This window comes from Caballeronia glathei (assembly GCF_000698595.1).
GTDB lineage: Bacteria > Pseudomonadota > Gammaproteobacteria > Burkholderiales > Burkholderiaceae > Caballeronia > Caballeronia glathei.
The window spans coordinates 50,427-76,261 of the sequence record NZ_JFHC01000012.1; the positions used below are offsets into that span (position 1 = coordinate 50,427).

25 protein-coding genes and 1 pseudogene are annotated in these 25,835 nt (G+C 65.4%); 14 read left to right on the forward strand and 12 right to left on the reverse strand.

The annotated features are described in order from the left end of the window. Positions 1-39: 39 nt before the first annotated feature. Together BG61_RS10680 and mpl are read right to left on the reverse strand one after the other, a co-directional pair. Complete coding sequence (locus BG61_RS10680; RefSeq protein WP_035927568.1) at positions 40-639, reverse strand: YqiA/YcfP family alpha/beta fold hydrolase; 600 nt, start codon at positions 637-639, stop codon at positions 40-42. Beyond that, complete coding sequence (gene mpl / locus BG61_RS10685) at positions 636-2,042, reverse strand: UDP-N-acetylmuramate:L-alanyl-gamma-D-glutamyl-meso-diaminopimelate ligase (RefSeq protein WP_035927566.1); 1,407 nt, start codon at positions 2,040-2,042, stop codon at positions 636-638. The genes BG61_RS10680 and mpl overlap by 4 nt, the downstream gene beginning before the upstream one ends. 182 nt (positions 2,043-2,224) lie before the next feature. On the opposite strand from mpl, the gene BG61_RS10690 reads away from it, so the two are divergent. The 11 genes and pseudogenes from BG61_RS10690 (at position 2,225) to BG61_RS10735 (ending at position 11,153) form a co-directional block, all read left to right on the forward strand. After that, on the forward strand, positions 2,225-2,878 hold the full coding sequence (locus BG61_RS10690) for a hypothetical protein (RefSeq protein ID WP_035927563.1): 654 nt from the start codon (positions 2,225-2,227) through the stop codon (positions 2,876-2,878). 15 nt (positions 2,879-2,893) lie between these two features. Beyond that, complete coding sequence (locus BG61_RS10695; RefSeq protein ID WP_035927561.1) at positions 2,894-3,427, forward strand: TlpA family protein disulfide reductase; 534 nt, start codon at positions 2,894-2,896, stop codon at positions 3,425-3,427. A gap of 203 nt (positions 3,428-3,630) precedes the next feature. Continuing rightward, positions 3,631-4,083 carry a type II 3-dehydroquinate dehydratase gene (gene aroQ, locus BG61_RS10700; RefSeq protein ID WP_035927559.1) on the forward strand — a complete coding sequence of 151 codons (453 nt, stop codon included), beginning with the start codon at positions 3,631-3,633 and terminating at the stop codon, positions 4,081-4,083. A gap of 81 nt (positions 4,084-4,164) precedes the next feature. Then, on the forward strand, positions 4,165-4,653 hold the full coding sequence (gene accB / locus BG61_RS10705) for an acetyl-CoA carboxylase biotin carboxyl carrier protein (protein ID WP_035927556.1): 489 nt from the start codon (positions 4,165-4,167) through the stop codon (positions 4,651-4,653). A gap of 176 nt (positions 4,654-4,829) precedes the next feature. Continuing rightward, positions 4,830-6,200 (forward strand): acetyl-CoA carboxylase biotin carboxylase subunit, encoded by a 1,371-nt coding sequence (accC, locus tag BG61_RS10710; RefSeq protein ID WP_035927554.1) that lies wholly within the window; start codon positions 4,830-4,832, stop codon positions 6,198-6,200. Between the two features lie 15 nt (positions 6,201-6,215). Then, a complete protein-coding gene (prmA, locus tag BG61_RS10715; protein WP_035927551.1) occupies positions 6,216-7,118 on the forward strand; it encodes a 50S ribosomal protein L11 methyltransferase in 903 nt (300 codons plus the stop codon). 47 nt (positions 7,119-7,165) lie between these two features. Then, positions 7,166-7,231, forward strand: a pseudogene (locus tag BG61_RS43900) (MJ0042-type zinc finger domain-containing protein); the annotation flags it as partial. Positions 7,232-7,594: 363 nt separating this feature from the next. After that, entirely contained in the window at positions 7,595-9,007 is a 1,413-nt protein-coding gene (locus BG61_RS41260; protein ID WP_232256024.1) for a DUF3426 domain-containing protein, read from the forward strand. Between the two features lie 97 nt (positions 9,008-9,104). Continuing rightward, on the forward strand, positions 9,105-9,605 hold the full coding sequence (tpx, locus tag BG61_RS10725; protein WP_035927549.1) for a thiol peroxidase: 501 nt from the start codon (positions 9,105-9,107) through the stop codon (positions 9,603-9,605). Positions 9,606-9,721: 116 nt separating this feature from the next. After that, a complete protein-coding gene (locus tag BG61_RS10730) occupies positions 9,722-10,660 on the forward strand; it encodes a carbohydrate kinase family protein (RefSeq protein WP_035927546.1) in 939 nt (312 codons plus the stop codon). A gap of 16 nt (positions 10,661-10,676) precedes the next feature. After that, positions 10,677-11,153: an outer membrane lipoprotein gene (locus tag BG61_RS10735; RefSeq protein WP_035927544.1), complete on the forward strand. Its 477-nt coding sequence runs from the start codon at positions 10,677-10,679 to the stop codon at positions 11,151-11,153. 116 nt (positions 11,154-11,269) lie between these two features. Here BG61_RS10735 and BG61_RS10740 read toward each other — a convergent pair whose 3' ends face one another. The 5 genes from BG61_RS10740 to BG61_RS10755 all read right to left on the reverse strand — a co-directional run bounded on the left by BG61_RS10740 (position 11,270) and on the right by BG61_RS10755 (position 15,666). Further along, positions 11,270-12,010, reverse strand: a complete 741-nt coding sequence (locus tag BG61_RS10740; RefSeq protein ID WP_051672420.1) for a hypothetical protein — start codon at positions 12,008-12,010, stop codon at positions 11,270-11,272. Between the two features lie 306 nt (positions 12,011-12,316). Continuing rightward, a complete protein-coding gene (locus BG61_RS39970) occupies positions 12,317-13,024 on the reverse strand; it encodes a histone H1-like repetitive region-containing protein (protein ID WP_035927957.1) in 708 nt (235 codons plus the stop codon). 29 nt (positions 13,025-13,053) lie between these two features. Continuing rightward, entirely contained in the window at positions 13,054-13,368 is a 315-nt protein-coding gene (locus BG61_RS43905; protein WP_075584145.1) for a hypothetical protein, read from the reverse strand. Positions 13,369-13,468: 100 nt separating this feature from the next. Then, positions 13,469-14,716: a ribonucleotide-diphosphate reductase subunit beta gene (locus tag BG61_RS10750; protein WP_035927541.1), complete on the reverse strand. Its 1,248-nt coding sequence runs from the start codon at positions 14,714-14,716 to the stop codon at positions 13,469-13,471. A 737-nt stretch (positions 14,717-15,453) separates the two neighbouring features. Continuing rightward, entirely contained in the window at positions 15,454-15,666 is a 213-nt protein-coding gene (locus BG61_RS10755) for a DUF3820 family protein (protein WP_035927955.1), read from the reverse strand. 116 nt (positions 15,667-15,782) lie between these two features. On the opposite strand from BG61_RS10755, the gene BG61_RS10760 reads away from it, so the two are divergent. After that, positions 15,783-17,180 carry an MFS transporter gene (locus BG61_RS10760; protein ID WP_035927538.1) on the forward strand — a complete coding sequence of 466 codons (1,398 nt, stop codon included), beginning with the start codon at positions 15,783-15,785 and terminating at the stop codon, positions 17,178-17,180. A 470-nt stretch (positions 17,181-17,650) separates the two neighbouring features. Here BG61_RS10760 and BG61_RS10765 read toward each other — a convergent pair whose 3' ends face one another. The 4 genes from BG61_RS10765 to BG61_RS10780 form a co-directional block, all read right to left on the reverse strand. Next, entirely contained in the window at positions 17,651-20,656 is a 3,006-nt protein-coding gene (locus BG61_RS10765; RefSeq protein WP_035927536.1) for a ribonucleoside-diphosphate reductase subunit alpha, read from the reverse strand. A gap of 494 nt (positions 20,657-21,150) precedes the next feature. Then, positions 21,151-21,753, reverse strand: coding sequence for a 1,6-anhydro-N-acetylmuramyl-L-alanine amidase AmpD (gene ampD, locus BG61_RS10770; protein WP_035927534.1), 603 nt, complete (start codon positions 21,751-21,753; stop codon positions 21,151-21,153). After that, positions 21,750-22,088 (reverse strand): PP0621 family protein, encoded by a 339-nt coding sequence (locus tag BG61_RS10775; protein WP_035927531.1) that lies wholly within the window; start codon positions 22,086-22,088, stop codon positions 21,750-21,752. The genes ampD and BG61_RS10775 overlap by 4 nt, the downstream gene beginning before the upstream one ends. A 30-nt stretch (positions 22,089-22,118) precedes the next feature. Beyond that, positions 22,119-23,030 carry a cytochrome C assembly family protein gene (locus BG61_RS10780; protein ID WP_035927527.1) on the reverse strand — a complete coding sequence of 304 codons (912 nt, stop codon included), beginning with the start codon at positions 23,028-23,030 and terminating at the stop codon, positions 22,119-22,121. Between the two features lie 101 nt (positions 23,031-23,131). Between BG61_RS10780 and ffh the strand changes: the two genes are divergently transcribed. Both ffh and BG61_RS10790 read left to right on the forward strand, forming a co-directional pair. Beyond that, a complete protein-coding gene (ffh, locus tag BG61_RS10785; protein WP_035927525.1) occupies positions 23,132-24,499 on the forward strand; it encodes a signal recognition particle protein in 1,368 nt (455 codons plus the stop codon). Between the two features lie 124 nt (positions 24,500-24,623). After that, the gene (locus BG61_RS10790; RefSeq protein ID WP_035927521.1) at positions 24,624-25,175 is read left to right on the forward strand and encodes a hypoxanthine-guanine phosphoribosyltransferase; all 552 of its coding nucleotides are present in this window, start codon (positions 24,624-24,626) and stop codon (positions 25,173-25,175) included. 50 nt (positions 25,176-25,225) lie between these two features. Here the strand turns inward: BG61_RS10790 and BG61_RS10795 are convergent, their stop codons facing one another. Beyond that, positions 25,226-25,825, reverse strand: coding sequence for a MarC family protein (locus BG61_RS10795; protein WP_035927519.1), 600 nt, complete (start codon positions 25,823-25,825; stop codon positions 25,226-25,228). Positions 25,826-25,835 lie beyond the last annotated feature (10 nt).

The window sequence follows — 25,835 nt, forward strand, 5'->3', positions numbered from 1 at the left end:
GCTCGTTCGCGGTGAAAAAACGTGCCGCGCCGTCCGTTCTCAGGCCGCAGCCGTCGCGACCGGCTCCGGCGGCCGGGGCGCGCAAAACGCGAGCACCTGATCCAGATACTTCGGAAAATCGCTGATCGCGTGGTCGCCGCCCTGGATCAGGGTCGTGCGCACGCCGGGGTAATGGTCGAGCATCGTGCGGTAGTCGAGCACCTCGTCGCCGGTTGCCGCTATCAGATAGTAGCGCTGCGGCCGCGTGACCGATTCGACGGCGAGCGCGCGCAGCTCATCCAGATGATGCGGCTCCACGACGATACTCCCGCCGCCATGCCAGAGCGGCTGCTCCCCGAGGTAGTGGCTCAGATCGCGCTGCGGCACGACCGCCGGATTGAGCAGCACGGCGCGCCAGCCGTGCTTTTCCGCCAGATAGGTCGCGTAAAAGCCGCCGAGCGAGCTGCCGATCACCGTGACGTGCGCGTCGGCCGATCCGGCCGCGATCTTCTCGGCGAGCGCGATCGCCTCGCGCGGCGACACGGGCAGAACCGGGCACTGCCATTCGTCGAGCCGCCCGAGTTCCGCGAGGCGCGCGCGCATCACGCGCGCCTTGAACGATTGAGGGGAAGAACGAAAGCCGTGCAGGTAGAGAATCACGCGACGCCCCCGGCGGGTCGCGCCGAAAGCGCGTCCAGCAGTTTCTGATGCACGCCGCCGAATCCGCCGTTGCTCATCACGAGGACGTGATCGCCCGGCTGCGCGGCGGCGACGACCGCCTTGACCAGCGGCTCGATTTCGTTGAACGCCCGCGCTTTCTCACCGAGCGGTGCGAGCGCTTCGGCGAGGTCCCAGCCGAGCTTGTCGCGGCCTTCGCGCGCACCGTAGCCGAACACCAGATCGGCGTTCGCGAGGCTCGCGGGCAACTGGGCCTTCATCGTGCCGAGCTTCATCGTGTTCGAGCGCGGTTCGAGCACGGCAAGGATGCGCGCCGTCCCGCCGGTGCCCGCGATGCGCGTGCGCAGTCCCGCGACGGTCGTCTCGATGGCCGTGGGATGGTGCGCGAAGTCGTCGTAGACCGTCACGCCGTCGACGCTGCCCTTCACTTCCATGCGGCGCTTCACGTTGCGAAAGCTCGCGAGCGCCTTCACCGCCTGCGACGGCGGCACGCCGACCGAACGCGCCGCCGCGATCGCCGCGAGCGCATTCATGCGGTTGTGCTCGCCCTGCACCTGCCAGTCCACGACGCCCAGCCGCTCGCCTTCCCAGTAGACCGCGAACTGCTCGTCGACGGGCGCGCCGTCGGCCGCGGGCAGCGCCTGCCAGCCGCCTTCCACGCCGAAGCGCTCCACGCCCGACCACACGCCGCGCGACAGAACGCGTTCGAGCGCAGCCTCGCGCCCGTTCGTGACGATGCGTCCGACGCCCGGCACCGTGCGCACGAGATGATGGAATTGCGTTTCGATGGCGGCGAGATCGGGGAAGATGTCGGCGTGATCGAATTCGAGGTTGTTCAGGACCGCGGTGCACGGCCGGTAGTGGACGAACTTCGAGCGCTTGTCGAAGAAGGCGGTGTCGTACTCGTCGGCTTCGATCACGAAGAAGCTCGAATCGGTGAGCCGCGCCGAGATGCCGAAGTTCAGCGGCACGCCGCCGATCAGGAAGCCCGGATTGAGCCCGCCCTCTTCCAGCAGCCACGCGAGCATGGAGCTCGTCGTCGTCTTGCCGTGCGTGCCGGCCACCGCGAGCACCCATTTGCCCGCGAGCACATGCTCGCCGAGCCACTGCGGCCCCGACACGTAGGGCAGCCCGCGGTCGAGAATCGCCTCCATCAACGGATTGCCGCGCGTCACGACGTTGCCGATCACGAAGAGATCGGGCGCGAGGGAAAGCTGCTCGACGCCGTAGCCTTCGATCAGTTCGATGCCCTGCGCCTCGAGTTGCGTGCTCATCGGCGGATAGACGCCGGCGTCGCAGCCGGTGACCTTGTGGCCCGCCTCGCGGGCGAGGACGGCGAGTCCGCCCATGAAGGTGCCGCAGATGCCGAGGATGTGGATGTGCATAAAGCGTTGTCGCGCCGCGCAGGCGCCGGTCACGGAAAAACGTTGGACGGCGGCTTCGAAAAAACCGTCCGCGAAGGTGCTCGAAGGCGCATATTGTAACCGAGCGCGCTCAGCGCTCCGGCTTTCCGCGCGGGCCGTCCACCGTAACCGGGCGCGTTTTTGATCTCTAGTATCATTCCGGGATGGTGCGCAAATCACATTTCGATCCGCAGCGCGTGCGCGAGGAAATCGCGATCGCGGCCGCGCGGATGATCGCCGAAGACGGGCTCGACTACTCCACCGCGAAGCGCAAGGCGGCGCGGCAGGTTGTCGGCGAAGCAAGGGTTGGCGGCGAATGGCTGCCGGATAACGACCAGATCGAAGAGGAAATCCGCGAGTACCAGGCCATCTTCCAGAGCGACAGCCAGCCGGCCGTGCTGCGCCGGATGCGCGAAGTCGCGCTGGACTGGATGCAGCGCCTCGCGATGTTCAATCCGTATCTGACGGGCGCCGTGCTGAACGGCACGGCCGGCGAGCACTCCGACATCCATCTGCAATGCTTCTGCGACAACCCCAAGGAAGTCGCCATCTATTTGTTGAATGCGAACGTGCAGTACGACGTGTCGGAGACCCGGCATTTCGCCGGACGCGGCTATGTCGAAACGCTGAGCTTCCTGAACCGCCCGACGCGCGCCGAGGAACCGGTCGGCATCCACATCGCGCTCTACGACGCCAACGACCTGCGCGGCGCCGTGCGCGCCGACGGACGCGGCAAGCTGGCCCGCGCGAACACGGCAGCGGTGCGCGCGCTGCTCGAAGGCCCCGAAACACCGCCGCCCGTCGGCATCGCCGGCTGAGAATCCATCCATCCAATGAACTCGAAACGCATTCTTGCGGCCGTCGTGGTCGCGATCGCCGCCACCGGAGGCGGCTTCTACGCCGGGCATCTGATGACGGGCGGCGCCAGCGAAGCGGCGACGAGCGCCAATGCCGTCGACCAGTTGTGGCGCGCGTCGCTGCAAAACGCGCAGGGCACGCCGCAGACCATCGCCTCGTTCAGGGGACGGCCGGTCGTCGTGAACTTCTGGGCGTCGTGGTGCGGGCCGTGCGTGAAGGAGATGCCCGCGCTCGCCGCGATGCATCGCGAATATGCAGGCAAGGGCATCACGTTCATCGGCCTCGGCGTCGATTCCGAGAAAAACGTGAACGAATTCCTCAAGAAAGTGCCCGTCGACTATCCGGTCTACATTGCCGGATTCGGCGGCGCCGATCTTGCGCGCAGCTTCGGAAACAACGCGGGCGGCCTGCCTTTTACCGTCGTAATCGACGCAAAAGGTGTCGTTCGTTCGACAAAATTGGGCGAAGTCGATCTCAAAGAGCTGAAACAGACGCTCGACGCCCTGTAAGAACCTAATGAATAGACGGCGAGATTGTTGCACGAAGGCGGCACGATCGGCGTCGTTCTCTTAATTTTGAGAGAACATGTGTCCGACGACGTGTCATAGTGTGTAATTTCTTCCGGCTTCGCTTGCGCGCCCGCGCGGCAAAACTGGACAAAATTCTCTAAACGGCGCTAAAGTGCGCCCAATTCGCACAAACTGAAGCGACTATGACTCGACTGCTGGTGCTGCACGGCCCCAATCTCAATCTGCTCGGCACCCGGGAACCGGATGTCTACGGCCGCGTAACGCTCGCAGAAATCGATCAGGCCCTTGCCCGCCGCGCGGACGAGGCCGGCGCCGAACTCACGTCGTTTCAGAGCAATCATGAAGGCGCGCTCGTCGACCGCATCCAGCAGGCGCGTACCGAAAAGGTCGACTTCGTGCTGATCAACCCCGCCGCCTACACGCACACGAGCGTCGCGATCCGCGACGCGCTGGCGGGCGTCGGCTTGCCGTTCGTCGAGATTCACCTGTCCAACGTGCATCGTCGGGAGGCGTTCCGGCATCACTCTTACTTGTCCGATCTGGCCGAAGGCGTCGTATGCGGGCTCGGATGGAAAGGCTATCTGTTTGCGCTCGAGTTCGCACTCGAGCGGCTCGCCACGCCGGCTCACCGCTGAGCCCGGCACGCAGCACCCATATAAATCAAGTCAAGCACCGGACGCATTTCCGGTCTCCAAGTATTGAAAGGGGATTTTTCGATGGACCTTCGTAAACTCAAAACGCTGATCGACCTCGTCTCGGAATCCGGTATCTCTGAACTGGAAGTGACGGAAGGCGAAGGAAAGGTTCGCATCGTCAAGAACGCGGCGCCGGTGTACATGCAGGCGCCGCAGCAGTACATGCCGCAGGGCCAGATGCCGTCCGCGCCGCACTACAGCGCGGCGACCGAGGCGGGCGTCGCCGCTTCCGCCGCGCCGGCCGCCGCACCCGCCGCGGCTGCCGCGCCGCAGGGCCATGTCGTGACCTCACCGATGGTCGGCTCGTTCTACCGCGCGCCGTCGCCGGGCGCCGAGCCGTTCGTGCAGGTCGGCGACACGGTCAAGGAAGGCCAGACGATCTGCATCATCGAAGCCATGAAGCTGCTGAACGAAATCGAATCGGACAAGGCGGGTGTCGTGAAGGAAATCCTCGTAGAGAACGGCCAGGCGGTGGAGTACGGCCAGCCGCTCTTCGTGATCGGCGACTGAGCCACCGGACTCATGCCTCGCGCCGCGTGCCGCGCCTGCCGCCCGGGCGCGCGTGCCGGAAGCGGGCGACACTCAGCATGCGCCTCGCGCGGCCTCGCACGAAGTGCCGAAGTGCGAACGCGCAGCCGATCCTCCAGGGCCGCACAGCGTGCCCGTTGACGAGTCGAATAATTGCTATGTTTGAAAAAATCCTCATTGCAAACCGTGGCGAAATCGCGCTTCGCATCCAGCGCGCGTGCCGCGAGCTGGGCGTGAAGACGGTCATCGTCTATTCGGAAGCCGACAAGGAAGCCAAGTACGTGAAGCTCGCCGACGAGGCCGTCTGCATCGGACCGGCCCCGTCGAACCTCTCCTACCTGAACATGCCCGCGCTCATCAGCGCGGCCGAAGTCACCGACGCCGAGGCGATTCATCCCGGCTACGGCTTCCTGTCGGAGAACGCCGACTTCGCGGAGCGCGTCGAGCAGTCGGGCTTCACGTTCATCGGCCCGCGCCCGGAAACGATCCGCCTGATGGGCGACAAGGTGTCCGCCAAGCAGACGATGATCAAGACCGGCGTGCCCTGCGTGCCGGGTTCGGAAGGCGCGCTGCCCGACGATCCGAAGGAAATCGTGAAGATCGCGCGCGCGATCGGCTATCCGGTGATCATCAAGGCGGCGGGTGGCGGCGGCGGGCGCGGCATGCGCGTTGTGCACACGGAAGCGGCGCTCGTGAACGCGGTCAACATGACCCGCGAGGAAGCGGGCCGCGCGTTCGGCAACCCGCAGGTCTATATGGAGAAGTTCCTCGAGAATCCGCGCCATATCGAAATCCAGGTGCTGTCGGATTCGTTTCGCAACTCGATCTGGCTCGGCGAGCGCGACTGCTCGATGCAGCGCCGCCACCAGAAGGTGATCGAGGAAGCGCCGGCGCCGGGCGTCCCGCGGCGGCTGATCGACCGCATCGGCGACCGCTGCGCGGAGGCCTGCAAGAAGATGGGCTATCTCGGCGCGGGCACGTTCGAATTCCTGTACGAAAACAACGAGTTCTATTTCATCGAAATGAACACGCGCGTGCAGGTCGAGCATCCGGTGACCGAACTCATCACCGGCGTCGATATCGTGCAGGAGCAGATCCGCATCGCCGCCGGCGAGAAGCTGTTGTTCCGCCAGAAGGACATCCAGTTCCGCGGCCATGCCATCGAGTGCCGGATCAACGCGGAAGATCCGTTCAAGTTCACGCCGTCGCCGGGCCGGCTGACGTCGTGGCACTCGCCGGGCGGCCCCGGCATCCGCGTCGATTCGCACGCGTACAACGGCTATTTCGTGCCGCCGAACTACGATTCGATGATCGGCAAGCTGATTTCGTACGGCGCGACCCGCGAGCAGGCAATCAACCGCATGCGCATCGCGCTGTCCGAGATGGTCGTGGAAGGCATTTCGACCAACATCCCGCTGCATCGCGAAATGATGATCGACGCGAAGTTCGTCGAGGGCGGCACGAGCATCCACTATCTCGAAAACAAGCTGGCCGCACGGCAGGCGGCGGTCGCCGCCGAAGAGGCTTAACAGAGGCTTGAGCGCATGAGCTACCGGGAACTGATTGCCGAGCTGGATCGCGAGCACGCGGAAGCGCTGTCGGACGCGTTGCTTGCGGTCGGCGCGCTGTCGGTCTCGGTGGAGGACGCCGATGCCGACACGCCGGACGAGCAGCCGCTCTTCGGCGAGCCCGGACTCACGCCCGAGACGAGCGCGTGGAAGCGTTCGCGCGTCGTGGCGCTGCTGGCAGAAGACACCGATCCGACCGTGCTGCTCGCGGCGGCGGCGAACGAAATCGGCCTTGCCGCGACGCCGCCGTTTTCCGTGCGCGACGTCGAGGAGCAGGACTGGGTGCGGCTCACGCAGTCGCAATTCGACCCGATTCATATCGGCGAGCACATCTGGGTCGTGCCGTCCTGGCACGACGCGCCCGATCCCGACGCGCTGGTTCTGGAACTCGATCCGGGCCTCGCGTTCGGCACCGGCAGCCATCCGACCACGCGCCTTTGCATGGAATGGCTCGAGCAGTCCGTGCGGCAGAATCAGTCCGTGCTCGACTACGGCTGCGGCTCCGGCATTCTCGCGATCCTCGCGAAGAAATGCGGCGCGAATCCGGTGATCGGCATCGACATCGATCCGCAGGCCGTGGAATCCGCGCGCCAGAACAGCGTGCGCAACCACGCGGACGTCACCTACGGCCTGCCCGACGATTGCCCCGCCGGCGAGTTCGACATCGTCGTCGCGAACATTCTTTCGAATCCGCTGAAACTGATGGCGTCGATGCTCGCCGCGAAGGTGAAGCCGGGCGGACGCATCGCGTTGTCGGGCGTGCTGGCGCGGCAGGCCGCCGAAGTCGCCGCCGTGTACGAGCGCTGGATCGACATCGGCGTCTGGCGCGAGCACGAAGGCTGGGTGTGCCTCGCGGGGACGCGGCGCGAAAGCCTTTAGAATAGCGCCATCGACCACGAACCGGCCGTCCGGCCTTCGGCTCAAACATGGCGCTGGCAACCCGCTGTCCCCACTGCGAAACTGTTTTCCGCCTCGATCCGCATCTGCTCGCGCCGCACGACGGCCGCGTGCGCTGCGGCCATTGCCAGGAAGTCTTCGACGCCGCCCATCACCAGTTCGAAGTCGCCGCGGATGAAGCGCCCGTGCGCGAGCAACATGCGACCGCTCGCGACGAGACGGTTGCGATTCAGACGCCTGCTCCGGCATTGCGCCCGGGTGCAGCGAAGCATGGCGCAACCCCTGCCGTTGCGTCGGCGGCGCAGGCGCAAGGGTTTCGCGCTGACGCGCTGAATAGCCCCGCGGCATCCGCGACAAGCGCTTCGAGCGAACGCGCTCAGCCGCGAGCGCAGGAAAAACCCGCCGTTTCCCCGCAACGCGCCGTACCACCCGGCGATGTAGCGCGCGCAGAGGCATCAGTGCCATCCGCTGCGGACGGATTGCCGAAGAGCGCATCCACCGCGCCGATCTCCGCGGGCGCTTTGGAACCGGCGCCGCCGACTCACGACGCATCGCATGAGGCGCCGTCCACGCTGAACGGGCATGCGCAGCACGTCACGGGCGCACCGATCGAAGCGGCGCCCGCCGTGGCCACCGTGGCCTCGACGCATCCCGCAGTGCAGCCCGCGGCCAACGGCGCGTCGCCAGAGGCGCGCCTCGAAGCGCTCGGCAAGCCGGGCACGAAGTCGTTCGTCACGGGCAGCGCCGCACCGCACGTCGAACATCACGCCGCAGAGCACGCCAAGGAGCCTGTCGAAGCGCGCGCCGGGCGTCCCGTCGAACACGCCGCCGAGCCTCGCGTGCCACCGGCCGCCGAGCGCCGCGCCGAGCCGTCCGCGCCACCATCGCCGCAGACGCGCATCGAGCCGTCGCTCAAAACTCACGACGAACCGCAAGACGACACGCGCGCGGAGCCCTTCGTCGCGCCGGCGGCCAAAGCCGCGGACAAGCCGTTCGTGCGCGCGCGCACCGGCCCGTTTGCCGAACGCGTATCGGCTGCCGCCGAAGCCAGGCCTGAATCCGCCGCCTCGCCGCGCCCCGCAGCCGCCGAACCCGACACCCGCGCCGAGCCTTTCGTCGAGCCTTTCGTCGAGCCTTTTGTCGAGCCGGGCGCGCACGGCCGCAGCGAACCGTTCGTCGGCCCGGCCCGGGGCGCGCCGAAAGCATCGCCCTCGCCCGCTTCGCCGGCGAAAGCCGAACCGCCTCCGCGTCCCGCGACAGGCTCGTGGCAAACCGATCCCGAGCCACACTTCGCCGCATCGGCGGCGGGCGCATCGGGCCTGCCGAGCACGACGGACGGCGAGGCCGAGCCGTTCCCGCTCACGCGCGAAACGCCCGGGACGCTGCGCTCGCCGCGTTCCCGGCGGATCGCGGGCATCGTGATCGCCGTCGTGCTGGCGCTCGCGCTGATCGTGCAGCTCGCGTGGTGGCATCGCGAAACCGTGATGGTTTTCCTCCCGGCCTCGCAGTCGCTCTACGCCGATGTCTGCGAGGAACTCGGCTGCACGGTGGCGCCGCCGCGCGACATCGACGGCCTGCAGATCGAGAACTCCGGGCTTCGGCAGGTCGACGGCCCGCACAAGCTCGAACTGAAGCTCATGCTGAGCAACCGCTTCGACGTCGCGCTCGCCTATCCCGCGCTGGAGGTCACGCTGCTCGACGACAAGAACAACGTCGCGATCCGCCGCGTGCTGTGGCCCCAGGATTACGCGCGTCCGGGTACGATATTCGGCGCGGGCCTCGCGCCTCGCAGCACGCAGGCGGTAGTCGTCAGGCTCGATACCGGCGACGTCGTCGCGGCAAACTACCGGGTGCAGGTGTTCTATCCCTGAGCCCGGTGCCACGTTCCAACCCGTTTCTCCACGGCGCGCGTCCGCTCCCCGGCCGCGCGCTTTCCTCTGAACATCCGACGCAATCCAGGAGCGCAACATGAGTCAAGTCACCCTCGGCGGCAACCCGATCGAAGTATCCGGCACGTTTCCGTCCGCAGGACAGCAGGCCCCTGATTTCACCCTCGTCGGCGCGGATCTCGGCGACGTGACGCTCGCCAAGTTCGCCGGCAAGCGCAAGGTGCTCAACATCGTGCCGAGCCTCGACACGCCGACCTGCGCCACCTCGACGCGCAAGTTCAACGAAGCCGCCGCCAAGCTCGACAACACGGTCGTCGTGGTCGTCTCGGGCGACCTGCCGTTCGCGGCGAAGCGCTTCTGCACGACCGAAGGCATCGAGAACGTCGTGACGGCATCGACGTTCCGCGGCCGTGAATTCGCCAAGGCCTACGGCGTGGACGTGACGAGCGGCCCGCTCAAGGGCCTGACGGCGCGCGCCGTTGTGGTGGTCGACGCCGACAACAAGGTGCTGCACGCCGAACTCGTTCCCGAAATCAAGAACGAGCCGAACTACGACGCAGCGATCGCCGCACTGAAGTAAGACGTTTCTTGCGCGGACCGCTCGCGGTCCGCGCATTCGTCAGGCGATGAAGCAGCGCTCGGCGCCTGACGAATGCGCAAAATTTTCCTTCCGTCTCCATTCAAAGGACGCTCGCCTTGGCTACGCTCATTTGCGGCTCGCTCGCCTACGACAACATCATGACTTTCCAGGGCCGCTTCGGCGACCACATCCTGCCCGACCAGGTGCACATGCTGAACATCAGCTTCCTGGTGCCGACGATGCGCCGCAATTTCGGCGGCTGCGCGGGCAACATCGCGTACGCGCTGAAGCTGCTCGGCGGCGACCCGAAGATCATGGCGACGCTCGGCGAAGCCGACGCGCAGCTCTACATCGACCGGCTCGACGCACTCGGTTTGTCGAAGGAATATGTGCGCGTGCTGCCCGACCAGCACTCGGCGCAATGCTTCATCACGACCGATCTCGCGAACAACCAGATCACGGCATTCCACCCGGGCGCGATGATGGAATCACACCTGAACCGGGCCGACGAAACCACCGGCATCACGCTTGGCATCGTCGCTCCCGACGGCGCCGATGGCATGCGCCAGCACGCGGACCAGTTCGCCGCGGCGGGCGTCCCGTTCGTCTTCGATCCGGGCCAGGGACTGCCGATTCTCGAAGGTGTGGAGCTTCGTCACATGATTGAACTTGCCTCCTACGTGGCGGTCAACGATTACGAAGCCAAGCTGTTGAGCAACAAGACGGGCTGGTCGGTGGAAGACATCCTGAAGCGTGTCGACGCGATGGTGGTGACGCGCGGCGAACACGGCGCGCAGATCTATCATTCAGATGGCGTCGCGGAAATTCCGGCTGTGAAGGCGCGGCAGGTGGTCGATCCGACCGGCTGCGGCGATGCCTTCCGCGGCGGCCTGTTGTACGGCATCGAAAACGGACTTGGCTGGGAGAAGACCGGACGTCTCGCCAGCCTGATGGGCTCGCTCAAGATCGAGCACCAGGGACCACAGACCTACGCGCCGACGCGCACCGAAATCGAAGACCGTTTCAAACAGGCATTTGGAACCAGCCTGTCGTAATTAGTGGAGCAAGGGAATGAAAACCATAAGTCGTATCGTGCTGGCAGCGGCGCTCGTCAGCTCAGTCGGGATGACAGGCTGCGCCTACAACAGCAGTTCTCCCGACGTCTATACGGCATCGCAGGCGCAGCGTGAGGAAACGGTCCGCATGGCCACGGTCGAAAGCGTGCGCGGCGTGAAGATCAGCTCGAACAACGGCCAGCCGAGCGGCCTCGGCGCCATCGGCGGCGGCGCGCTGGGCGCGGTGGCGGGCAGCGCGATCGGCGGCGGGCGTGGCTCGATCCTGACGGGTATCGTCGGCGGTATCGCGGGCGCGGTGGCGGGCAACGCGGTGGAGAATACCGCCGCGGTGAAGAACGGTCTGGAAATCACCGTGCGCCTCGACAACGGCGACATGCGCGCCATCACGCAAACGGCAACGGGCGAAGTGTTCCAGGCGGGCGAGCGGGTTCGCCTGCTCTCGAGCGGCGGCGTGACGCGCGTGACACACTAGCGGCACTCGCGGGAAAGGAAGCGGCGCAGCCGGCGTGGATCGCTGGTTGCGCTCGGATCGCAGGGCGCATGCACCGGAAGGTGCATGCGCTTTTTTTCTGCATCCGCGCGCCGGGCTCAGGCCCGATGGAGCCGGTCGCGCATGCCGCGCACCGTGCGGATCGCGACGCTCAGTCCCATCGACAGGCCCGGATCGAAATAGTGGATGAGAAGCGAGCGGCGCTCGCCGCTCTCGACGTGCAGATTGCAATGCTGCGTGACGAAGCCGTTGAACACGTACACGTTGCCGACCGCGCACGGAACCCGCTCGCAGCGGCCTCTCGTCAGATCGCGGCACGTGAGGGCGCAACGCCACGCGAACGGCAGATTGCGCAGGAAGCCGTGCCAAAACTTGTACGCGACGTTCGCAAGCAGCGACACCGACTGGCGCCGCTTCGTATAGAACAGCAGGTCGCCGTTGAAGCGCGACGGGTCGGCGAGCTGCAGCGGCACGAGGAGCGTGAGCAGGTGCGAATCGAAATGCCGCCGGTGGCTGTGCGCATGCTCCGCGGACCCTACGCAGCGCATCGTGTGGAACGGCTCTTCGCGCAGCGCGCGGCCGACGAGTTGCGTGGCGCGCAACCGCGCCGCCCGCCGCGCCTCGTTCTCGATCATCCTGAACGCATCGATCCTGCGCAGCAGATCCGCCACGGCCTGCGGCGAGCACACGCCGCCGGGGAGCGTGTCGAGCACCTCGCGCCCGCGTGAGGACGCGCCCCGGTCGATCGCGGCGTTGATCACACCAAGATGGTGCTCGGAGATCACTTGCCGATACACCTTGACCGGCTCGTCGACGCGCATGAATTTCTTCGCACACACGGCAGCCTCCGATGTCAGATCCCGCTGGATTTCCTCTGGCCCGCCCACGGCAGGGGTCGCCAAAATGAGCCTCAAGGCTAGTCAGACAAAAGGAGCTTCACTGTGCGTTGACGCACATTCGTCCGGAGAATAGGTGCTGACCCGCACAGCCGGTGCCGCCAATCGGCTTTCCCGTCATACGAATGCGCCGGCCGCGCACAATAAAAAACCCGCCGCCGGCAGACCCGGCGACGGGTTCGGACCGGGTAGCCCTACCCGGTCGTGAGACACATCGAGTGTGTCGAGGTCCTGCCTGGCCGCGGTGACTTACGGACGGCTGCCCGTCGGGAACGGCCATGCCGCTGCCGGGTTCAGCGCCGTCTTGACCGCTGCAGCCGGAGCCGGAGCTGCCGGAGTGGTTGCGGTGGTCGCCGGAGCTGCAGCGACAGTCTTCTTCGCAGGGACGGCCTTCTTGACCGGAGCCTTTTTCGGTGCCGGAGCGGCAGCCTTTTTGGCAGCGACGGGGGCAGCTTTCGTTGCAGGCGCAGCGGCCTTCTTCGCAGCGGGGGCCTTTTTCGCAGCAGGGGCAGCCTTCTTGGCAGGGGCAGCCTTCTTCGCAGCAGCCTTTTTCGCAGGCGCCTTTTTCGCGGCAGCCTTCTTGGCAGGCGCGGCCTTCTTCGCAGCAGCCTTTTTCGCAGGCGCCTTCTTGGCTACGGCCTTCTTCGCCGCTGCCTTCTTGGCCGGTGCCGACTTCTTGGCCGCGACCTTCTTCGCCGGCGCCTTCTTGGCTACGGTCTTCTTCGCTGCTGCCTTCTTGGCCGGCGCTGCCTTCTTCGCTGCAACCTTCTTCGCCGGTGCCTTCTTCGCTGCTACTTTCTTCACGGCGGCCTTCTTGGCCGGAGCTGCCTTCTTCGCTGCGACCTTCTTCGCCGGGGCGACCTTCTTCGCTGCCGTTGCCTTCTTGGCAGCCGTCTTCTTCACGGCCGGCTTCGCTGCAGCTTTCTTAGCGACGGGTTTTTTCTTGGCAAGTGCCATCATTTTCTCCTTCAGGTTTCAGATGAGAGTCAGTTCAAACAACACCCTTCGTCAAAACCCGCTTCCCGCATGGGCTTCTCACGGCGCACGCTGCGAAGCGGATTATTCATCGGCGTACGCTGATCCCGCCTGCTTACGCTAATGAATACGGCAAGGCGCGCCGTGCCCCGAGGCACCGCGCGCCAAATTGAGTCGGCACCACAAGCTGGTGCCGGCAATCGCTTGATCGAGCCGGCGGCAAGGCCGCTGGCATATTCCGGGGGGAAGTTTGCCCGTCCCATTGAAGGGTCCGCAAAACGCCTGTCATCTTTTTGGGCCGTTGGGCCACAAGGCGCACTTTGCATCAGGCGACCGTTCTCCTAAAACCTTGTTTGCAGGGCGCGCGGTGGTCGCTGCGGCCCTGCATCCCATCGATTTCCGTCTGCAACACGTCCTGGCTTGTTCTTATTCCCAGGTCAGCGCGCCGCCCGTTTGATAGTCAATCACGCGTGTCTCGAAGAAGTTGCGTTCCTTCTTCAAGTCGATCATCTCGCTCATCCACGGGAACGGGTTCTCCTCGTTCGGGTAGAGCGGGTCGAGCCCGATCTGCTGGCAACGCCGGTTGCAGATGAAGCGCAGGTAGCTCTTGAACATCGACGCATTCAGGCCGAGCACCCCGCGCGGCATCGTGTCTTCGGCGTAGCGATATTCGAGTTCGACCGCCTGCTTGAAGATCTCGCGAATCTCCGAGCGGAACTCCGGCGTCCACAGTTGCGGCTCTTCCAGCTTGATCTGGTTGATGAGGTCGATGCCGAAGTTGCAGTGCATCGACTCGTCGCGCAGGATGTACTGATACTGCTCCGCGGCGCCCGTCATCTTGTTCTGGCGACCCAGCGCCAGGATCTGCGTAAAGCCGACGTAGAAGAAGAGACCCTCCATCACACACGCAAACACGATCAGCGACTTCAGCAATTTCTGGTCCGCTTCGAGCGTGCCGGTCGTGAATGCCGGATCGGTCAGGGTCTGGATGAACGGAATCAGGAACTCGTCCTTCGCGCGGATCGAGTCGACCTCGTGATACGCGTTGAAGATTTCGCTCTCGTCGAGACCGAGCGACTCGACGATGTACTGATACGCGTGCGTATGGATCGCCTCTTCAAACGCCTGGCGCAGCAGGAACTGGCGGCATTCGGGCGCCGTGATGTGGCGGTACGTGCCGAGCACGATGTTGTTTGCGGCGAGCGAGTCGGCCGTCACGAAGAAGCCGAGGTTGCGCTTCACGATGCGGCGCTCGTCGTCCGAGAGGCCGTTCGGGTCTTTCCACAGGGCGATGTCGCGCGACATGTTCACTTCCTGCGGCATCCAGTGGTTGGCGCAACCTGCCAGATACTTTTCCCACGCCCACTTGTACTTGAACGGCACCAGCTGATTGACGTCGGTCTTGCCGTTGATGATGCGCTTGTCGGCGATGTTCACGCGCGCTTCGCTCGCGGCGGCGACTGCACCGGCGGAGGCAGCGGCGGGAGCGACGAAGTCGCTCGAGAAGATGTTGTGCGCCGATGAAGCGTGAAGGGCTGCGTGAGGAGCGACTTGCTGGGCGGCACGCGATGCTTCGTGCATGCCGGCAACCGTACCCGCGGCGTTGCGCAACACGTTCTGTTGCGAAGCGCTCGAGGGAGCTACGGCAGTGGTCTCGTCATCCCAGTTGAGCATAAATTCTCACCATCAATTTAGATCGGTTTGTACCATCTTTTCATGAGCGATAAAAGAGCTTGCTCATGAAAATTCTCGTTTTCGATTCGCGTTGCTACTTGCATACAACACTTTGCTCAACGCAATGTGTGTGAAGCCTCTCGCGATGTCTCTTGCTGCGTGATCGAAGCAGTGTTCATCGAGCTCGTCTTCGGGCTCTTCCGCTTCGACTCGCCGCGTTGCTGACTGCCTTGAATGCGTTGCGCTGCATGGGTGAGAGCGACGCGTGAAAGTGCTCGGCGAGGCGTCGCGATGCACTCGAAGAGCGGGTCGCGCATGCGACCCGAAGATGCCCGCAGCAGACCCGACCCCGCGCCACCCTCATCGACTTTCATCGACGCTCATCTCGACCATTCACGTCGCGGTTCGATGCGACCCGCAGCCATCGATGCCGACCCGCGCGCGTCGCGAACACGTCGAATCCGCTTCGCGAAGCGCGGCGAAGAAACGCCGCCACGACCACTCATTCGACGCCGGCAACGACCGGCTGAACCCGCCGCCGGCACTGCTTCGACGGCCCGGATTCGTTGCCGAAGTTTAGCATCGCGTGTCTCGTAAATCCACAAAATGTTGGGCTTTCGATCCGATAAACCACTACGTATTGTGCACAAACCCAGGCACGCAAACCGGTTCTCCGACGCCATGCCAAGGCGCTTCGCGGCACGCGCGACGCCGCTCGAAACAGAGCGCGACAGCCCCTAGCGACTTCTCAACGGGTCGAGCAGCGAGCGCAGATTGTTGTGATCGATCTCGTGCATGAGCGCGAGCAGGCGGCCGAGCTGGCCCGCGGGAAAGCCCTCGCGCGCGAACCACGCGAGATAGTGGCCGGGCAGGTCGGCAAGCAGCCTGCCCTTGAACTTTCCGTAGGGCATCGTCTGCGTGACGAGGCGTTGCAGGTCTTGCGGGTCCATGTCGTTCGGTCCGTGGGTGTGATGCGCCGCAGAGTATCGCGGATCCCTCAGCGGCTGCTCCATATCGATGCCATAATCGCCGCTCCCGCAGTGAAAGCGTCGCCCATCGATTTTCCATGCCGCTCGCCATCAAAGCTTTCGTCGCCCCTCTCATCGTCGCGTGCGCGATGTTCATGGAAAGCGTGGATGCGAACGTGATCGTGACGGCGATTCCGGAAATGGCCCGCGCGTTCGGACGCGATCCGGTCACGCTGAAGATCGCGGTGACGAGCTACGTGCTCGGCCTGGGCGTCTTCATCCCGATCTGCGGCTGGGTCGCCGACCGCTTCGGCGCCCGCACCGTCTTTCGCACCGCGATCGGCATCTTCGTCGTGGGGTCGCTGCTCTGCGCGGCGTCCAGCTCGCTTGCCACCTTCACGGTCGCGCGCTTCGTGCAGGGCGTCGGCGGCGCGATGATGGTGCCGGTCGGGCGCATCATCATCTTCCGCTCGGTGCGCCGCTCCGAGTTCATCCGCGCGATGAACTACCTGAGCGTGCCCGCCATGCTCGGCCCCGCCGTCGGGCCGCTCCTCGGCGGCTTCATCACGACCTACCTGCACTGGCGCCTCATCTTCTTCATCAACATCCCGATCGGCATCGTCGGCATCTATCTGACGAACCGCTACATCGCGAATTCGCGCGAGGAGCATCCGGGACGGCTCGACTGGTTCGGCTTCTTCCTGTCGGCGAGCGCGGGCACGCTGCTTTTGCTCGGGCTCTCGCTCGTAGGCGGCGAGCTCGTCTCCGACCGCATCGCCTGGACGATGTGCGCGGTGGGCGCGGCCATGGTCGCGCTCTACTGGCTCCATTCGCGACGCGCCGAGCGCCCGCTCCTCGACCTGAAGTTCTTCCGCGTGCCGACCTTCCAGGCGAGCGTGCTCGGCGGCTCGCTCTTTCGCATCGGACTCGGCGCCGTGCCGTTCCTGCTGCCGCTCGCGTTGCAGGAAGGCCTCGGCATGACCGCCTTCAAGTCCGGCTCGATCACCTGCGCGTCGGCGTTCGGCGGCATGTTCATGCGCTCGCTCGCCTCGCGCGTGCTGCACCGCTTCGGCTTCAGGCACACGCTGATGGTGAACGCCGTGTTCTCGGGCATTGCGATCGCCGCGTGCGGCCTGTTCTTCCCGGGCACGCCGACGTGGGTGATCTGGGCGGTCGTGCTGCTCGGCGGCTTCTTCCCTGCGCTGCAATTCACGAGCCTGAACTCGCTCGCCTACGCGGAGATCGAAAGCCGCGACGTCGGCCGTGCGACGAGCCTTGCGAGCTTCATCCAGCAGGTGTCGCTCGGGCTCGGCGTGACGATCGCCGGGCTCACGCTGCAGGTGTCGCAGCAGTTGCAGGGCCATCCGAACGTGCTCTGGTCGGATTTCTGGCCGGCGTTCTTCGTCGTGGGGATGTTCTCGCTCCTCTCGATACCGGTCACGGCGAGGCTGTCACACGAGGCGGGGTCGGAGATTTCGCGCGGCACGCGCGGGTGAGCTGGCGGCTCCTCGCGGGCTTCATCGTGGTGAGGCCCGCGGTGAGGCCGATGGTGAAGCCCGCGGTGAAGTCGTAGCGGCGCGCACGGCCGAAGCCGCGTGACGAGCCTCGGCCTGCCGGTCCACGCCTTTGCCGTACCGCCGGGAAGCGCCCGCTGCGGTGCTCACCGGTTCTTCCTTCCCACCGCTCGCCATCTTCACTTCGATATTGCGGCGATGCATCACGGCTGCCTCGGCCGTACCTACCCTCTCGCGCCGTCGGGAGCGGCACGCCGCAAAGTCCGGCAACAAAAGAAAAACGGGCCGGTACCGGAAGCATCCCGTCATGCCGCTCCACTTCGAGCGCATGAGAAACACTCCGATACCGGCCCGCCCTGCCCGCCGATACTGACCGCCATCCGAGGATGGCAGCGATGGCGAGGATGACCGGCAACCGCCGGTCATCGTCTACTTCGAACCGCCCAGCCCGCTTACTGGCAGGCTTCGCACTCGTCGAAGCCCGGATCGCCCGGACGCATCATGCAGACCGGACCGTCGGCCTCCGGCTCGGCCGCGGAGACAGCCGCCGCCGGCGCCACCGCAGCCGCGTTGAACCCGCCCGCCGACGCCCCGCCGTTCATCCCGCCTATCCCGAAGCCCGCCCCGGAAGCGCCGCCCGCGCCATGGCCCGAGTCTCCGGACGGCACCGAATTCAGCGCGCCGTGCGCGACCGTCGACTTCTCGACGCTCGTCGCCGACATCGTGCGCAGGTAGTACGTCGTCTTCAGGCCGCGCAGCCACGCGAGCTTGTAGACCTCGTCGAGCTTCTTGCCCGACGCGCCCGCCATATAGATGTTGAGCGACTGAGCCTGGTCGATCCACTTCTGGCGGCGCGCCGCGGCTTCCACGACCCACTTCGCGTCCAGTTCGAACGCCGTGGCGTAGATCGCGCGCAGGTCGGCCGGAATGCGGTCGATGCGCGAGAGCGTGCCGTCGAAGTACTTCAGGTCGGAGACCATCACCTCGTCCCACAGGCCGCGCGTCTTCAGGTCGCGCACCAGATAGTCGTTCACCACCGTGAATTCGCCCGACAGGTTCGACTTCACGTACAGGTTCTGGAACGTCGGCTCGATGCACGCGGACACGCCGATGATGTTCGAAATCGTCGCCGTCGGCGCGATCGCGATGCAGTTCGAGTTGCGCATGCCGTGCGTCGCGATGCGCGAGCGCAGCGACGTCCAGTCCATCGATTCGCTCTGGTCGACTTCCACGTAGCCGCCGCGCTCTTCTGCCAGCAACTTCAGCGAATCCTGCGGGAGAATGCCGCGATCCCATAGCGAGCCGCGGTAGCTCGAGTAGCGGCCGCGCTCCTCGGCCAGCTCCGTCGACGCGTAGTACGCGTAGTAGCAGACGGCTTCCATCGAGCGGTCGGCGAATTCCACCGCCTCCTGCGACGCGTACGGCGTGCGCAGGAGGTGCAGGCAGTCCTGGAAGCCCATGATGCCCATGCCGACCGGGCGGTGCTTCAGGTTCGAGTTGCGCGCCTTGGCGACCGCGTAGTAATTGATGTCGATCACGTTGTCGAGCATGCGCATCGCGACGCTGATGGTGCGCTTCAGCTTGTCGTGATCGAGCACGAGCGTGCCGTCCGCCTGCTTGGCCATGTGCGCGACGAGGTTCACCGAGCCGAGGTTGCACACGGCGATTTCCGTGTCGCTCGTGTTCAGCGTGATTTCGGTGCACAGGTTCGACGAGTGCACGACGCCCACGTGCTGCTGCGGCGAGCGGATGTTGCACGGGTCCTTGAACGTGATCCACGGATGGCCGGTTTCGAACAGCATGCCGAGCATCTTGCGCCAGAGCTGCGCCGCCGGGATCCGCTTGAAGAGCTTGATCTCGCCGCGCGTCGCCTTGTCCTCGTAAGCCGTGTAAGCCTTTTCGAACGCCGCGCCGAACAGGTCGTGCAGGTCCGGGCAGGTGGCCGGCGAGAAGAGCGTCCAGTCGCCGCCTTCATGAACGCGCTTCATGAACAGGTCGGGAATCCAGTTCGCCGTGTTCATGTCGTGGGTGCGGCGGCGGTCGTCGCCGGTGTTCTTGCGCAGTTCGAGGAATTCCTCGATGTCCAGGTGCCACGTCTCCAGGTACGCGCACACCGCGCCCTTTCTCTTGCCGCCCTGGTTCACGGCGACCGCCGTGTCGTTCACCACCTTCAGGAACGGCACCACGCCCTGTGACTTGCCGTTCGTGCCCTTGATATGCGAGCCGAGCGCGCGAACGCGCGTCCAGTCGTTGCCGAGACCGCCCGCGAACTTCGACAGCAGCGCGTTTTCCTTCAGCGCCTCGTAGATGCCGTCGAGGTCGTCGGCCACCGTCGTCAGGTAGCACGACGACAGCTGCGAGCGGCGCGTGCCGGAATTGAAGAGCGTCGGCGTCGACGACATGAAGTCGAAGCTCGACAGCACGTTGTAAAACTCGATCGCACGCGCTTCGCGGTCGATTTCGTTCAGCGCGAGGCCCATCGCGACGCGCATGAAGAACGCCTGCGGCAGTTCGATGCGCTTGCCTTCCGTGTGCAGGAAATAGCGGTCGTAGAGCGTCTGCAGGCCGAGATAGCCGAATTGCAGGTCGCGGTCCGCGTCGAGCGCGGCGCCGAGGCGCTTCATGTCGTACTGCAGGAGCTTGTCGTCGAGGAGTTCCGCTTCCACGCCCTGCTTGATGAAGAGCGGGAAGTACTCGGCGTAGCGCTCGCCCATTTCGGCTTGCGTGACTTCCTCTTCGAGAATTTCGCGACGGATCGTGTGCAGCAGGATGCGTGCCGTGACCTGGCTGTACGCCGGGTCCTTTTCGATCATCGTGCGCGCGGCGAGGATGGCCGAGTCGTAGACCTGGCTCATCGGCACGCCGTCGTACAGGTTCTTGACCGTTTCCGCGACGATCGGGTCGGCCGAGACTGCGTCGCCCAGGTTGGCGCACGCCGACACGATCAGCGCCTTCAGCGCGTTCAGGTCGAGCGGACGCTTCACGCCGCCGTCGATCACGCTGATGCCGAGCGCATTCGCCTGCACTTCCGGCGCGTGGGCGCGCTCCTGCGTGCGCTTCTCGCGGTAGAGCACGTAGGCACGCGCGACGTTGTGCTCGCCACCGCGCATCAGCGCGAGTTCGACCTGGTCCTGAATGTCTTCGATATGGAACGTTCCGCCGTTCGGACGGCTGCGCACGAGCGCGCGCACGACGCTCTGTGTCAGTTGCTCAACCAGCTCGCGCACGCGCGCGGAAGCTGCGCCCTGGCCGCCATTCACGGCGAGGAACGCCTTGGTCACGGCGATCGCGATCTTCGAAGGCTCGAACGACACCACAGTCCCGTTGCGACGGATGACCTTGTAGTCGGCAAGCGTCGTGCTGGGGGCGAGCGCCTGCGCGCCCGGCTGCGGCTGGCCGCCGGCCGGCAGTGCGGATGCGCCCTGGTAGGAGGTCGTGGCGTTGTCGGTGGTTTGCATGTGCAAAACTCCTGGTGTTCGAATGGTGCGGATGTGGTCCGCGGATTTATGACTTATGCCGCGTGCGGTGCATCAGGCACGCGGAGGATCGAATGTGAGATCGGCCGGCCGGGAACGTGCGTTGCGCGGTGTCGGCCGTGTTCGCCCCAGGCTCGGGGCGTGGCTTCAGTCGACGCGAATCACTTCACTTGCCTGCCTTCTTCACGGTTCTTCCGCTGGCACTCGGTGCAATCCAGGCGGATCGCACCGCCCCGGGCCAGCCAACTTCTCTTTACACCGGAAAGCCAGCGGCGCCGGACTCCAGGAGTGGGCGCCGCCTGTACAACACAAGATGTAGTGTAAAACACGTCTCTGGGTACCAAGTATAGTGAACTTCCGCACAGTCTCAAAAAGATTTATTTGCTTTCGAAAGCTAACCCGGGGTTGACTTTTGCCTCGCCAAAGCGAGGCAAGGCCCGGGGCGTTCCCCGTGCTGCGACGCAACGAGCATGCCCTTACGCCCTGCTCTGGAAGGGAAAGAAATGTGGCGCGAGCCCGCTCGCGCGCACGAGGCGCGGCCAGTCGAAATGCGGGCCGGGGTCGGTCTTGCGGCCGGGCGCGATGTCGGAATGGCCGGCGAGCGCGTCGATCGGATAGCGCGCGGCAAGCACGCGCACGAGCTCCGCGAGCGCATCGTATTGAGCCGTCTCGAACGGGCTGCGGTCGCTGCCTTCGAGCTCGATGCCGATCGAAAAGTCGTTGCAGCGCTCGCGTCCGAGAAAGCTCGAGACGCCCGCGTGCCACGCGCGCTCGTTGCAGGCGACGTACTGCTCGACCTCGCCGTCGCGGCGGATCACGAAGTGCGCCGACACCCGCATGCCGCGCAGCTGGTCGAAGTACGGATGCGCGTCGTGGTCGAGGCGGTTCTGGAAGAAGTCGCGGATCGCGCTGCCGCCGAAATCGTCGGGCGGCAGGCTGATGTTGTGCACGACGATGAGCGTCGGCTCGATCGCGCCCGGCCGCGCCTCGAAGTTCGGCGACGGCAGGCGCGTGGCCGCGAGGAGCCAGCCGTTCTCGTCGACCGCAGCCGCTGCCCCGGCGTGCGGCGCTGGCGTCATCGTGCGTCGCGGCCCGTCGGGCGAGCCGCGTGCCGATGCGCGTGATCGGCGCAGCAGAAGCGCTGGCCGGCAACCACCAGCGATTCGCTGCGCGGCGTGTGCACGCCGCACTCGACGCAGCGCACGAGCGGGTCGGCCAGTTGCGGCGCTCCGCGGCCAGCCGTGCCCGCGCCGTTCCCGGCACCATTGCCGCCACTCCTGCCGCCATTGGACGCGCCGCCTGCCGTGCGCGCGCCCTGCGCCTCGGCCTGCGCGCGCTCGTTCGCGCGGCGCAGCTTCCTGAAGAGCCACTGGCTCGCGAAGAACAGGAAGATCAGAAGAAGAATTTGTCGCATGACGTTACTAATAGAGGAAGGCAATCCGGCTCAGACGACCGCGCGATGCAGCAGCACTTCGAACACGAAGCGGCTGCCGACGTAGGCGAGCAGCAACGCGGCGAACGACGCCAGCACCCAGCGCAGCGCGGCGCGCCCGCGCCAGCCGGAAACGCGGCGCGCGGTCAGGAGCGCGCCGAACATGAGCCACGAAAGGAACGCGAACACGGTCTTGTGATCGAGCCGGAAGGCCCGATCGACAAGCTGCTCGTTGAACGCGATGCCCGAGACGAGCGTCAGCGTCAGCAGCACGAAGCCCGCCGAGATCAGCCTGAACAGCAGCTTTTCGAGCGTGAGGAGCGGCGGCAGCGTGTCGAGCCAGCTGGAAAGCCAGCCGTTGCTGGTGTGGCGCGCCGCCACGCCGCGCATGCCTTGCAGTCGCTTTTCGACCATCAGCATCAGGATCGCGTGGAGCGCGGCGATCGCGAAAAGCCCGTATGCGATGTTCGCGATCAGGAAGTGCAGCTTGAACATCGGCGCGGCGGAGTACGAGAGCACCCGCACGCCGCCGAACAGGACCGGCAGGATCGACGCCACGCACGCGAGCGGCAGCACCAGGAGCCGCAGGCCGTCGAGCGGAAAGAAAAAGCTCTCGATCCAGTAGATGCCCGCACCGAGCCAGAACATGGCCGACAGCGCGAACGCGAAGCCGAACACCATCGCGTTCTGCGGAAAGATGGTGGTGTGCAGCAGAACGCCGTGCACCAGAAGCGCGACGAACAACAGGGCGCGCCCGATTCCGCTCATGCCCGACGCCTTCGACGCCCGCGCGCGCGGCACCGGCGCGCCCGCCGGCATGCCCGCGAGCGCGGGTTCGACCACCGTGTGGCGATGCGCGCGCCAGCCCGCTACGGCAAGTCCGCCGTAGAGAAGCGCAGTGAGGGCATACAGTACAATATCCATTGTTCGAAGTTTACACTAGGCCCCGAACCCACGACGTCTTCCCCTCCCGCCAGCAGGCGCGGGAACGGGCGCCGCAGCGAGGCCGCACTCTACCGCTCCCCATGCTCGACAATCTCACACAACGTATGGCGCGCGTCGTCAAGACGCTGCGCGGCGAGGCCCGGCTCACCGAGGCCAATACGCAGGAAATGCTGCGCGAAGTGCGGCTGGCATTGCTCGAAGCGGACGTCGCGCTGCCGGTGGTGCGCGAATTCATCGCGAAGGTGAAGGAAAAGGCGCTCGGCGAAGAAGTACTCTCCAGTTTATCGCCCGGCCAGGCGCTTGTGGGTGTGGTACAGCGCGAATTGACGGCGGTAATCGGCGGCGATTACGAAGGCAAGGCAGTCGAGCTCGATCTCGCCGTCACGCCGCCCGCGGTGATCCTGATGGCCGGCCTCCAGGGCGCCGGCAAGACCACCACGACCGGCAAGCTCGCCAAGCTCCTGCGCGAAAAGTACAAGAAAAAGGTGCTGACGGTTTCCGTCGACGTCTACCGCCCCGCCGCCATCCAGCAGTTGAAGACGGTGAGCGAGCAGGTCGGCGCCGACTTCTTCCCGTCGGAGCCGAACCAGAAGCCCGCGGACATCGCGCGCGCGGCCGTGGACTGGGCGAAGCGCCACTATCACGACGTGCTGATCGTCGACACGGCGGGCCGCCTCGGCATCGACGAGGCGATGATGAACGAGATCAGCGAGCTGCACACGCTGCTGAAGCCGACTGAAACGCTCTTCGTCGTCGACGCGATGCTTGGCCAGGACGCCGTCAACACCGCGAAGGCGTTCAACGACGCGCTCCCGCTCACCGGCGTCGTGCTCACCAAGCTCGACGGCGACTCGCGCGGCGGCGCGGCGCTTTCCGTGCGCCACGTGACGGGCAAGCCGATCAAGTTCGTCGGCGTGGCGGAAAAGCTCGACGGCCTCGAAGTCTTCTACCCGGACCGGATGGCGAACCGGATCCTCGGCATGGGCGACATCATGGCGCTCGTCGAGGAAGCGCAGCGCGGTGTCGACGCGAAAGAAGCGCAAAAGCTCGCCGACAAGGTCAAGAAAGGCGGCGACTTCGACCTGAACGACTTCAAGGCGCAGCTCGCGCAGATGAAGAAGATGGGCGGGCTGTCGTCGCTCATGGACAAGCTGCCCGCGCAGTTCCAGCAGGCCGCGCAGGGCGCCGACATGGGCGTGGCCGAAAAGCAGATGCGCCGCATGGAAGGCATCATCAATTCGATGACCATCCAGGAGCGCGCGAAGCCCGAGCTGATCAAGGCCGCGCGCAAGCGCCGGATTGCCGCCGGCGCGGGCGTGCAGGTGCAGGAAGTCAACCGCATGCTGAACCAGTACGAGCAGATGCGCGGCATGATGAAGAAGCTGAAGGGCGGCAACCTGCAGAAGATGATGCGCGGCATGAAGGGCATGATGCCGGGCATGCGTTGAGCAACGCACTGTCAAACCCGCGTTTTGCCGCGAAGCTGCGGTAAAACGCGGGTTTATCATATGGCGCTCGCCGCCGTTTTTTCCCACACTAGGTATTCAGGCCACCGCGCTGCTTTCCCCATTTATGAATCGCGAAGAAGCTCTCCATATTTTCAGCCACTCCGAAGAGATCGTGTCGGCAGGCGAGGTCAACGCGTCGATCGGGCGCATGGCGCAAGCCATCCGGGCGGCGACGAGCGAAGAGTTTCCGCTCGTCCTCTCCGTGATGGGCGGCGCGGCGGTCTTCACCGGCATGCTGCTGCCGCACCTCGATTTTCCGCTCGAATTCGACTACATCCATCTGACGCGCTATCGCAACGCGATCAAGGGCGGCAGCGAAATGCAGTGGCGCGTGGCGCCGGCCGAATCGGTGAAGGATCGCGTGGTGCTCGTGCTCGACGACATCCTCGACGAAGGTGAAACGATGGCCGCGATCCGCGACCGCATCATGCTGATGGGAGCGAAGCAGTTCCTCTGTGCCGTGCTCTGCGAGAAGATCATTCCCAAATCAAAGCCTCTGCGTCCGGACTTCTGCGGCTTCGAGGTTCCGGACCGGTATGTGTTCGGCTGCGGGATGGATGCGAAGGGCTACTGGCGCAACCTGCCCGCCATCCGCGCGCTGACCGAAGGCGCGTGACGCTTCGCGCGTCGTCGGAATAAAAAAAAGCGGCCGGCTGGCCGCTTTTTTCATAGCTCGTGCACGAAGGTCCGTATCCCGGCCAGGATCATCTCGACCGAGATCGCGACCAGCACCAGTCCCATCAGCCGCTCGAACGCGGTGACCGCCCGCTCGCCGACGAAGTGCTGAATCTTCTCGGCGAGCACCAGCACGATCGCGCAGACGATCATCGTCACCGTGAGCGCGCCGATCCATTCGATCATCTTGCCGGGCGCCTGCGAGGTCAGCAGCATCACCGTCGCGAGCGCGGACGGGCCGGCCAGCGCCGGAATCGCGAGCGGCACGATGAGCGGCTCACCGCCACGCGAGTCGCCGCCCATCGGGCCGTCCGGGTGCGGAAAGATCATCCGCAGCGCGATCAGGAACAGCACGATCCCGCCGCCGAGCCGCAGCGACAGGTCCGTGAGGCTCATCGCGCGCAGGAAGCGGTCGCCCGCCAGCATGAACACGAGCAGGATGCCGAATGCGATCGCCACTTCCCGCAGGATCACGATCCGCCGCCGCTCCGACGCCACTCCGCGCAACGCGTTGATGAAGATCGGAATGTTGCCGAGCGGATCGGTGATCAGGATCAGCAGAACCGTCGCCGACAGAAAGTTGTATTGCACGTCGGCAGTC